Consider the following 11,401-nt stretch of genomic DNA (forward strand, 5'->3'; position numbering starts at 1 on the left):
GGGGTGCTCAATCCAGTTCGGGTCGTCCTTGCTCAGACCCGCATTGGTCCACAGCTGCTTCATGGTCGCCTGATCGTACACGGCAACGGAGTTATCGCGGGTGCTGGTCACCCACACGGTACCTTCCTCGTCATCGACGGTGATACCGTACGCACCCTCGTAGGAGTAGCCCTTCGCGTCCTGGACGATGGGCAGCTCGGCGACAGCCTCAATCTTCAGGGAGTTTGCGTCAATGCGAGCAATCGTAGAAACGTGCTCGTCGCGGTCAGCGGTGCCCGCAACCCAAATCTTGTTGGTCTTCTTGGAGTATGCGACCTGGAACTGGCCGGGCAGGCCCTGGGTGATCTTAGCCATCGCCTTATCGGTGATGGTGCGAGCTTCGCTGCTCTGGCTTGCTGCCGGGGTGGATTCTGCCGCGAACGATGCGGGGATGGTGGCAACGCCGGAAATTGCCAGTGCCAGCGATCCAACGGCGAGGCCCTTGAATGCCTTGCTTGAAGCGAGGTTCATATGTATGTCCTTTTTCGTGGGTGGTGTGTGAAGGTGCGTCTCTCCCCCACCGATGGGTGGTGAGGCGCCGCGTTTTTCCTGCTCTTTGGTGTGGGTTTCGTGGGCCCACGAGGAAGGAAAACTAGTCTTCACACAGTATTAAGTAAGGCAACCTTTAACTTACCTTCTAGGTAATACTTACTTAGCGCACAGGATTTTGCAAGATTTTAGGCATATATAACGCAAAATTTCATATGCCAGGCACAGCCTGTCACTAAAACTCCCCGAGAAGCGGCAATACGGGACATGGCAAAACCCCCGCCTCCAGCAAAAGCCAGAAGACGGGGGTTCCACACACCCCAACAGACGGTGCCGAGGTGACTAAAAATTAGGAGACATACGAGAAGTCAGTGAACAGCAGGTTCTGCAGCTTGTAGCGGCGAATGAAACGAGCCAGCTCCGCGCGAGTAGTCGGCGCGGTCGGGTTGAACACACCCGAAGAATCCAGCACGATGTCGTTCGCGCCAGCCCACGCAACGTAACGGTGCAGAGTACCGGCACCGAGCACGTCGCGGAAACGAGAACCAGCAGCCTCGTTCATTTCAGTCAGCTGAACCTCCGCATTGTACTGGAACAGCACAGCCGCCAGCTGCTCGTGAGAAACCGGTGCGGTCGGGTCAATCTTGTCGCCGCCAGTGAGCGGCTCGGTAATCTTGCGGTCACGAGCCCAGTGCAGCGCATTCGCGGTCGGGCGGTCTGCCGCATCCGCGAAGGGTGCAACATCAGAGTTTTCACTCACGCCAGCGTGACCTGCAGCGTGGTTCAGCAGAGCAATGAGCTCCTCACGGGTCACAGGGCGGTCCGGCTCAAACGCGCCAGACTGCGGGTTCGGCATCAGCCACTTCTTCTGGTTCGCCATGCGGATATCCTCAGCGAACGGGTGGCTATCCGGAACGTCCTCGAAAGAGGTCTTCAGGATCTTAGTCTCAGCCACGGGAATGCGCGCAGCAATCTGGTGGGTAACCTCCTGACCCCACGGGTCGGAGCAAATATCCAGCTGCAGGGCGTGCTCGACACCCTCACCCTGCATCAGCTCGATGGGGAACTGGTCGCTACCGCTGAAGCTGTCAGCGTCACCGTCAAATTCGGGGGTGAGCGGCCAGGAGCGCAGAGTTTCGAAAGAGTCGTTACGAACGTAGCCGTGGCGTACGGTCAGGGTGGTGCCTTCGGTGAGGAATTCGCGCAGACCGTGTGCAGTGTAGTTGACGGTCATACCGGTTTCAGTGATGGTGGCACGCTGAATAACGAGGCGCGGGCCTTTAGTTTCCTCGGTTGCCGGGGCAAGGTTTGCGGGAGCTTCGTCAGCCTGAGCGGCCTGTGCCTGCAGGGTCAGTGCGCCTGCAGCGGCGGCAGCGGAAGCACCCTTTACGAAGAATCGTCGTGAGAGTCGATGGGTAAGCAAGGGCATGATTGTCCTATTCAGTTCTTGTTTGAGTTGAGTGAGTTACGGGTGACAGGACGCACGGACAGCGGCGTAAACGGTGAGTGAGGCCGATACGTTGGGTCCCCTCCCCTATGTGCGTGAGTGAGACGCAGTGTACGGGGTGCGGATGTCTGTCGGGCGGATGCGCGGTGAGTGAGACCGGCACGAGTTCCCTGACCCAGTCATCTAGCGTACCTTAAGGTCCCCTTAAAGCGAATATGAAACGACGGTGATTTTACGCCCATTTTTGATATTTAACGAAGTAGGGGCGATATCTGGCAAGGTTTGCCGGAAGTTGGTATGGGGTTTTATTGGGGCGATTTTGGATTGTTCCACACCGAGGCGTTCCGGGGTGTGGATTATGTGGGTTTCTGAAGTTTTATGTGTGACACGCCGTTTCAAACCCTTTTCAAAGAGTTATAGTTATTGGTACCCTATCACTGTTTCTATATTCCCAACAAAGGAGTTACCCATGGAGGCCAAGGAATTCTCTGAGAAGGCCCTCCTCTTTTTCGCCAAGTCCAAGTACGCCGACCTTTTCGGCGTAGCACTGGTTATCACCATCGCAATCGCCTCAGGATACCTGAGCACCAACCTCGCCAAATACGTCGACTGGGGCCCGATCACGAACTTCATTCCCCTCGGCGTGATTTCCGTGATTAACGTGGGTATTTCAATGATGTCTACCCGCCTGACCGGCCGCCTCTCAAACATCGGCAACGTGCTCGGCATTATTAACACGGCACTGTCTGGCGCGATTGATTACATTCTGGGCAACAAGGCAGCGATCATCACCTACCCGGTCACGTTCATCGTGTACACCTTCGCGATTCGTAGGTGGCAGAACTCCGAACGCGGCAAGGCAATGGAACCGCCGACCGGCGCTAAGGGCCAGCTGATTATCAGCAGCATTGTGGTGGGCTCGTTCGCGTTCTCCCTGGCTGCGAACTACATTGGCTACGGCGGCCAGACCTCGTTCCTATTCTGGATCACGACCGCAGTGTTTGGGCTGTCCCTGTCAGCAAACATTCTGAACGCGCTCAAGCTGACGATGCAGTGGCAATTCTGGTTCGTGTACAACGTTGTGCAGTGCATGAAGGCGCTGACTCAGGGCAACTTTGCGAACGTCGGCAAGTACATCTTCTACATCATCAACAGCGTGGCAGCACTGCTGCTGTGGACCCGAAATGGTACCGCAGCCAAGGGCACCGTGGCGGTGGCGTAAAGGGGCGGTTCCCTAGCGCACCAGCTACCGCATATCCGCCCAGCGATATGTAGGCACTCATAATAGATAGAGGGAGGGGCCCTCCGGCAATACGACCGGAGGGCCCCTCCCCTGCATTGTGCGGGCATATTTGCCGGCGTTATTTACCAGTATCGGTAAGCGGCTAAGTTAGCCCAGCGGAATCGCGCTACCCTTCAGAACCTGACGCTCAGGAGCCGAATCACTACCCACCTTCGCGATGGGGAAAGCAACAAACGCCTGAACGCCCTTCTCACGAAGAATCGCCTTCTCATCCGCCAGCTCGGACACGAAAATGTCAGGGCTCAAAGAGCCGCGTTCCGTCGCCTTACCAACCTCGTCAACCACCCTACGGTAGGGGTGGCTGCGAAGCACGGTTCGCAGCCGGGCGGGCGTAACCCTTCCGGAGGATACCGGAAGCACCATGAGCCGCGGGTGCAAAGCGTTGTACGGGTAGGCACCGGGGGTCACGCCAATCCGGTGGATCTGGTGAATCACCGGGAAGTTCGCAATACCCACCAGCGCGCAGAAGGCGAGCGCGGTATCGGTCGGCTGCGGGACGGTGAAACCGGTTCCGGTTCGAGAATCCGGCTTCTTATCCAGCGAGTCGTGCAGGGTTTGCCCGGTAATACCGCTGAGCATCGCGGAAGGTTCCCAGGTTGCCAGGTCCGCGCACATCAGCCGCAGACGGTCCTTGACGAATTCCTGACCCTTGTTGCGGGTCTTCATCTCCCAGCGAGACGCGCCGTGATCCGGGCGAGGTGCCTTGGCTTCAAAACGCCAGTAGGAAGGTTCGCCCAGGCCGGAGATCCAGAGCAGAGACAGCAGGTCGTCACGTTCCATCAGCGCATCCAGATGAGCCTGTCGGGTCTTCTGGTGAGATGCCCAGTCGTCCGGGTACTTCTCCGCGTCGATTCCTCGAATACGCGGGGAGAACGGGGAGAAAACAGCAGCTTCCTTACCCGCACCGTAGGACTGGTCGACGTTCACCCAGCTGTCTTCAGCGGCCAGGGAAGAAACGTAGGAGTGCACGCACTCGGCAATTTCTTCTTCTGACACGCCTTCAGCATGCATCTGGGCGCGCGGCTGACCTTCCTGAGACCAACTGACAGTGACGGTTCCGGGGTGCTTCTGCTCAGCCATCAGGGACAGCCCGCAGAGGGCAAAATGGGTCAATGCCGAGGTGTAGTCACCGGCAATAGTCAGCGTTTCCATTAGTGTCCCTCCCGTGAAATCTGAGCGTCTGCTGCGCGTTCGACGGCCTCAAGGTAGGCGGTAGCGTACGGGCCGTAGGTGCGGCTCGTCTGCTCCATGAGGTTATCCCAGTAGCCGACATTGAAGAGTCGGGTCGCCTGTTCCTTGAGCGCTTCGTAGTCCATTCCCTCGGGCAGGTAGCCTTCCTTGAGCAGGAAGCCTGCGTCATGGGCGAAGGAGAACCGGCCGTGACCGTGACTGCAACCAATGATGCGCAATACCAGGTCGCGGTGCTCCCCCACCTTTTCGGGCGAGGCCGCAACCATGAGCGCAGACAGCTGCTCATGACGCCAGCCCCTCGGCAGGGCGCTACGGCTACGGGCGCGGTATGCCTCGGCTACGGAACGGTGGCCACTCTTTGCAAGAGCGTCCGCATCCGGGTCTGCACCTAGCATCTGCTGGAAGCGCAGGTCGCGTTTGCCCTCGTCGTGGTACTTTGCAGCCAGTTCCAGTGCCTCGGAGAATTCCGGGGCCAGGCCGAGGTTCTCGGCAAGCTGGCGGGTACGCTCAGCAACATCGTTCTGGTGGTCGTCCAGAAGAACGGGACCAGCCAGCACCAACTCCTGAGCAATATCGGAACCTTCAACAGACTTTTTCTCGGTCGTCTTGGTCACTTCGGCGTACCATGCGATAACCTCTTGACCGTCCTCGGCCTCGGTGGAAAGTTCAGAAGCAATCACCTTCTGGCCGTCCGAAGCTTGGCTATCGAGCAATTCTGTTGCTTCTTCGGGTGAGAGGCCCAGGTATTTCCTGAAGCGTTCCTCACGGTCCGCGCACTTTTCGTACACGTAGAGCTCGGCGCCATCGGGGAAGGGCACAGCCTCCACCTTGTCCTTCGTGGAGGGAAGCTCACGCTGAGTCACGGCAATGCCCTGGTTCGTGAACGGAATACTACCCGTATCAAGAATCAGAACGTCACCGGGAGCCAACGCCTGGTTGCTCTCATCGCCATGCTCAACGTCCTGCCACAGGGAGATTTCACCCTGACGGTAAAGGAACTTACGCGGTTTCACGCCGTGCTCGTCCTGGTAGTCCAGAATCTCCTGGAGAATCTTCAGATTCGCGGGGAAGGTTTCCTCATCGCGCGGTGCAAAGTAGCTGGTCTTGAGAATCTCCATGGCGGCAGAAGTGTTGCTCGGCAGGTTATCGCGCACGATAACACCGCCCATTGCGGTTTCTGCATCCAGGGAGTCGTGCAGCCATAGGTCAAGGTCCGGCTCATCGTAGGGATTCTCGTCGGTACGCGAGAATTCCAGCAGGTCAGGCCATTCCGGGCGCTGGTAGAGCAGACGCTCCGGGGAGGACTGTACCGGCGGGTTCTTCACCATTGCGGCGGGGTTCACCGACGGATTCTCAGTACCGTTGAGAGCCTCGAGCCAACCATACGCATTGCTCAGGTCGACCGCCTTGTAGGGAGGCGCGTCCTTCTTTACCGAGTCACCGCTCGCAGGCTCAATAACGACGACCTTGGAATCCGTACGGTGGCCCAGACGGTTAACACGTCCGAAGCGCTGCGCCAAGGAAGAAGCAGGAGCCAGCTCGGTCACCAGGTCAGCAAAGTCAACGTCAACACCGACTTCAAGAGTCTGGGTGGCCACAACAACCTTCACGGACTCATCGCCTTCGGTAGTGAAGAGATCGGGGTGCAACTTTTTCAGGTCGTACGGGCGCATGCGTCCTACGAGAAGCTGAACCTCTTCCTCCTTTCCAAGCACCTTATCCTTAACGAGTTTCTCCTTGATAGAGATAGCCGTCCGCACGTGGTTGACGATACAACCGACAGTATGGGCTTTCTTGGAGTCTTCACCCGCCTCACGGTGGGCAAGGAACCCCTTAATGGTGTCCACAGCAGCATTCACGGTCGCAGGGTTACCGGGCTTGCCATCCCACTTATCGATGGGGTGGAGCATCAGCTCCTTATGCGAGTAGACACGATTGCGCAGCTCTTCATCATTCGGGCTATCGAGAGCCTCAATATCCACGCCCAAGGTGGTCGAATCGCTGTCCTCAGTGGAGGGGGTAGCGGTCGTCTCAACCACCTGCAGGGTGGGAACACCCAGGTTGACCTCGCGCTTCTGCAACTCGGCAATACGCTGAGTGGTGTGCAACAGCTGACGGTTCATGTGTGCCTCATCGAGCACCATGACGGTGTCCATGGTCAGCAGGGCAGTCTCACGCGGGCGGGCAGCCTTGGTGCTGCCGTAGCCGCGGAAAAGCGCTCGCGAACCGTACATATCCGGGGTTGCGGCGATGATTGCGCAAGCCGAAATGTCGGTGACCGGCAGGTTGCGGTTCGAGAGTTCGCCACGGATGTGACCAGTCTCGAAGGGGTTACTCTCCTTCTCGTCGTTGCGGGTCTGGAAGCTCTGGAGAGCTTCAGCAACCCTACGCAGAATATCGGGCTCACCGGATCCGTCAGTGAGCGCCTTCTTCATGCAGCCGAGAATATTGTCGGCGCGGGTTGCCTGGCTGTCGACCAGCGCGCGGCGTCCCACGGTCACGCAGAGGCGACGGGGAACGCGCGGTGCGGCGCCAACCGCGGCGAGCGCATTCGCGAAGAGGTGGATATCAACCACGGAGGACTTGCCGGAGCCGGTCGGCGCGTTAATACGTTCCGGCCATACGCCGTGCTCGCAAATGTGGTCGAGCACTTCTTCCTGCCAGCTGAAGGGGTAGCGCTTTTGCTTTTCCTTGGGTGCTTCGTTAGGTGCGCTGTTAAGTGCGGCATCAAGCGCGGCAAAGAACTCACCGAACTCATCACGACTAATGGAGGGCAGCGCGGTAGCGGGGCTAGTCATGCTTTTCCTCCTTCTTGCGGCGGTCGTATTCTTCGGTGGGCACGTCGAACGGAACCAGCAGGCCGCCGCCCATGTGGCGGGACTGGCCGATGGCTACGATGGTCGTGTCCGTTGCCAGGTTGCCGAGGTCTACGACACCGCGCCACGGCTCTGCGGGCAGGGTGCGGGGCAGCTTGTAGGCGTAGGCGGCGGGGTTCTGGGTGACTCGGTGAGCTTCCAGAACCTTGGCTTCAGCCGTTTCCTCGACCTGATCCCTCAAGCTGCGAATTCGTTCGCGTGAGGTTTCGGCTTCGGGCGCCTCGAAGCTGTCACGCCACACGTAAGCCATGGAAAGCAGAGCGGCGTCAGCGAAGGTCCATGCCTTCGTCTCGGTCTTCTTCGGGCGGTTGAAAACGCGCGATTCGGGAACGGCCGCGCTGAGGGTACGCCACAGTCGCTTGTACCCGGTCTTGGGAGCATCCCAGAAACCCTGTGCGGGCAGGCGCTTCTGGCGAAGCTTCACGGTCAGTCGGGGGAAGTCCTGAGCGTAGAGGGTTTCTACGCTCCTGAGCGCAATACCGAGTTCTACTGCTTCATCGGTCGGGGCGTTGGCCGGGACCAAGACGAGCAGGACTCCCTTAGACTTCACCTCACGACGCAGATAGTCAGGCAGGTAGCGGGCAGGCAGGTACTGCAACGCCAGGCTGTTGGCGGGCTTGTGGCCCTTGGGGTACCGGCCTGTGATGAGGCTGGGCGCACCGAATCCTGCTGCAGCTACGAGAGCCTTGTGCAGTAAGGAGCTTGCCTTGACGTACTGCTCGGGCTTCAGCTCTTCACCGTCTACTTCGAGGAGCCACAAATATTCCCAGGGGCTGGTGGAGGTTTCAGCCTCCACCGGCTGGTATTTGATGGATCCCAGGCCTGCAGTGGGTACCGGGGAAGGATGCAAGGTGTCTTCTTTGTTGGTCTTGTCGCCTGCCTTGGTGGGCACCTTGGCGGGGTACGCTTCTGCGTGGGCACGCATGAGCGCGTCGATTCGACCGGGCACGGGCACACGGACGGGCATGCCGCCTGCTTCGAAGGGGCCCGACTTAGTGTCGATGGTGTGGGTGGGCTCTACTTCCCCGGTGTAGAGGGCGGTAAAGCTGCTGGCCTCTCCGAGGGAGGGTACTTCGCCGCAGAGCTGGGTGATGGTTTCCGCAATGTCTGCGGGTACCTTATCGTACTGCCAGCCGATGGTGTCGGATACAGACCAGCCGTCGGATACGGCGCGACGCTCGGTCTGCCGCCCATCCTTCTCAGAATATGCCACTTCGCGATACATGAATCGGCTCATCTTGTTGGGTGAGCGGTACACGGGGCACATGTCGGGAATCTGCAGCCCGGTCGGGGGGTTCTCCTCAAGCCATTTGAGGGCCTTGAGAGATTCTTCCGAGGGGGTCAGCTGCCCGTTTTCGATAATTGCGTGAGGTCCCTGCGCGGCCGCGCTGAGGAGCGCTGCCTGCAAGCGGGCAGGGTCGGGGAAGGCGTCGGGGCTTCCGTCTGCCTTGTGGCCCTGGTATACGCCGAGCGGGAACCTCGCGAGAATTCCGAGGTTCGTCATATTATTCAGCGTCCTCCGCAGTGGCGTTGTTAATGATGATGGGGTTGCCTTCGACGTTGAAAGTCTGGCCGTTCCAGTCAGCCACGCCAGCCTTCTTGGCGTTCTCGATAGCCTCGAGGAGCAACTGGTCGGTGTGTTCAACGGTCAGGGGTGCGAAGGGCTTCTTCTCACCGAAACGCTGGTCGAGGGTGATAACGGGCGCGGAGGATTCAATCAGGTCGCAGTTGGCACGAATGTAGAGTTCACGCTCCGCACGGGCGATAGCATTGAGGCCAAGTGCGGCAAGAAGTGCACGCGCAGCAACATTCTTGGTTTCGTCGGTGCCGAAACGCAGCTGACGCAGGGTGGCGAGGCTCAGAACCCAGGAGCGAATGATGCGGCGGCATGCAACGGCACCGGTTTCTTCGATCGTGGGCGGGATGCTACCCAGGCCAAGAGTGGAAGCGGAGATGCGGGCGTCAGCCTTGGCCTTCTTAATTTCGTTGCGACGAGCTCCGACATTGCCCGGGCTCAGTTCCGCTTCCTGGTCGTTGACCAAGGATTCCATGTCCTTAGGCGCAAGCTTTACGCTGGCGGCTACGGCGTCGACACGGGCGCCGCCACGGCGTGCCTGTCGATGTTCAGCGCCAGGTTCCTGATCTGCGAGGACGCCGATGATTTCACCGACGAGGGCGCTGCGCAGACGGACCTGGTTGCTCTTGCGGGTGGAGTCCCATGCGCCGAAGAGGAGTGCTGCGGGGGCGGTGTTGAGCAGTGCGCTCATGTCTGCGGGAGTGCAGTTACGCAGTGCGCGGTACTGGTCGTTTTCGGTGATAGGCTTACCATCGACGCGACCGGCGCGGAAGTGGCCGTCGAAGACGCGGTGGGACAGTTCCATGTCGCTGTATTCTACGGGGCCGTTTTCGGTCTGGTAGGTGACGACGGCGCAGGGAATCTTGACGGCTGCTTCGTCGCCGTACTGGCGGCCCTGTTCGATGGCGGCTTCTGCGCGGTTGAGTTCGGACTGCTTGCTGTCGATGAGGACGACCTTCTGAGGCTTGCCCTTGACGGCCGTCTCGGGTTCGTCCTGGTCCTCAGGCTTCTCTACGATGTAGCGGGTTTCGTATGCAAAGACAGACTTGCTGTCGCTTCCCTTACCATCGACGAACTTGGCGGGTGCCACGGGTCCGTGGGGACCTGCTGCGGGTTCGAGTTCGGTGATGGAGGTGATGACGGAGCCGCCGCCGAGCTTGACGTTCTCGATAAGGTCGGCGAGGGTAATGATGTTCTGGGACATGTTCGTCTCCTTAGGTAGTGTGTGCACATCTCGCGTCGATGCGTGGGTTGTGCACGATTTTGTTGTGTAGCTTTAAGCTACCTGTCTTTTCCGAATGGTGCGCGTGTTTTCGTCACGCTACTGATTCGGCATGCCTTCCCCTTCTCCTCCTGTGCTGTCACCTCCCGTGTTTTGGGTGGTGACAGCACAGGGTATAGAAGGTAGGCGTATAGCCACACAAACGGTCAGTATGCAGGCAGATTGGGAGGCTCCTCCGTACTGCCGGTATACTGATTAGGTTATGTCTGCTGCAACAGGCATAACCGCCGCTTGATGCGGTAATACTTTTTACAAATAAAAGCCGCCCGTTGCGCCTCGCGTAGCGGGCGGCTTTTACTTCTTGTGAGTAGTCGGACCATGTCCTTCACCTCCAAGGTCGGGGCTAGAGTCGCTTCAGTGGACTGCTGAAGAGGTATCCAAGCCAGTTGATACCTCAACCTTAGCATTAAGATTTCAGTTAAACAACCCTCTAGAACTCCCGCAATATAATTTTGATATAAAAAAATTTGGTCCCCCTGCATAAATCATGCTTGCAAGAGGACCAAAATTCAGAGAAAGCTCCCGCAACAATGTTAGTTGCAGGAGAGACGCCAGCGACCGCGACTTCCGCTATATAATATTGATCCCTCAATGAAGGCTCAGACCGTGCGAGGCACGGCGGGAGATTTAAATTGGGTAAACGGAAGAGTGCCAAAGGTGTTGGACGTTCTTCTATTATCGCCGCCGCTCCTCTGTGGCGCAATCGTTTCTTTTCTCTGCTCATGACTTCACCATAGCGTTGTTGCGGATTACGCGCATCCAATTTGGTCATTTCAGACCCAGATAGCAGACAAGAGGAGTCGGTAGCAGGTGCCGCATTTAGCCTGTCTTCGTGTTTTAAGGAGAATAGCCCCAGTCTAGAAACCAGGGTGGTTTCCAGACCGGGGCTACGCAACCCGCGTGAGACTTCCCGATTCATATTCAGAATCGCAACGAAAATCCCCACCCGAAGACGGGGAAATCCGTATATGCCGCCGCAGCCACATGACCGTACGTCATACCTCAATGAAAGTCCCCACCCAAAGGCGAGGAAATTCCGAAGGATGCAATCATTGTGACGATTAATCCCAGCCTCAATGAAAGTCCCCGCCCGAAGGCAGGGAAATAAGAAAGCCCACACTGGGACCGTGAAGAGCGCCATGCCTCAATGAAAGTCCCTGCCCGAAGATGAACTGCGCCCCGAAACTTGGACGCATTA

General features: G+C 58.3%; 7 protein-coding genes. 1 reads left to right on the plus strand and 6 read right to left on the minus strand.

From position 1 onward, the window contains the following. Both HMPREF2928_RS08220 and HMPREF2928_RS08225 read right to left on the minus strand, forming a co-directional pair. The coding region (locus HMPREF2928_RS08220) for a YncE family protein (protein WP_371440526.1) at positions 1–510 on the minus strand (510 nt) is incomplete at its 3' end. 367 nt (positions 511–877) lie between these two features. Next, positions 878–1,957 carry an S-layer homology domain-containing protein gene (locus HMPREF2928_RS08225; protein WP_070688208.1) on the minus strand — a complete coding sequence of 360 codons (1,080 nt, stop codon included), beginning with the start codon at positions 1,955–1,957 and terminating at the stop codon, positions 878–880. Positions 1,958–2,444: 487 nt separating this feature from the next. Here HMPREF2928_RS08225 and HMPREF2928_RS08230 point away from each other — a divergent pair, with 487 nt between their 5' ends. After that, positions 2,445–3,197, plus strand: a complete 753-nt coding sequence (locus HMPREF2928_RS08230; RefSeq protein ID WP_070688210.1) for a nicotinamide mononucleotide transporter — start codon at positions 2,445–2,447, stop codon at positions 3,195–3,197. 168 nt (positions 3,198–3,365) lie between these two features. On the opposite strand, the gene HMPREF2928_RS08235 is transcribed toward HMPREF2928_RS08230, so the two are convergent. From HMPREF2928_RS08235 to cas7u, 4 genes are read right to left on the minus strand one after another with little or no spacing between them, the layout of a single operon-like run. Next, on the minus strand, positions 3,366–4,430 hold the full coding sequence (locus HMPREF2928_RS08235) for an aldehyde dehydrogenase (RefSeq protein ID WP_070688212.1): 1,065 nt from the start codon (positions 4,428–4,430) through the stop codon (positions 3,366–3,368). Continuing rightward, positions 4,430–7,267, minus strand: coding sequence for a type I-G CRISPR-associated helicase/endonuclease Cas3g (cas3u, locus tag HMPREF2928_RS08240; protein WP_070688214.1), 2,838 nt, complete (start codon positions 7,265–7,267; stop codon positions 4,430–4,432). The genes HMPREF2928_RS08235 and cas3u overlap by 1 nt, the downstream gene beginning before the upstream one ends. Beyond that, complete coding sequence (gene csb2, locus HMPREF2928_RS08245) at positions 7,260–8,849, minus strand: type I-G CRISPR-associated protein Csb2 (RefSeq protein ID WP_070688216.1); 1,590 nt, start codon at positions 8,847–8,849, stop codon at positions 7,260–7,262. Before csb2 ends, cas3u begins: the two co-directional genes overlap by 8 nt. Position 8,850: 1 nt before the next feature. Further along, on the minus strand, positions 8,851–10,125 hold the full coding sequence (gene cas7u / locus HMPREF2928_RS08250; protein ID WP_070688218.1) for a type I-G CRISPR-associated RAMP protein Csb1/Cas7g: 1,275 nt from the start codon (positions 10,123–10,125) through the stop codon (positions 8,851–8,853). Between the last annotated feature and the right edge of the window lie 1,276 nt (positions 10,126–11,401).

This window comes from Rothia sp. HMSC072B04, from assembly GCF_001813725.1.
Classification (GTDB): Bacteria; Actinomycetota; Actinomycetes; order Actinomycetales; family Micrococcaceae; genus Rothia; species Rothia mucilaginosa.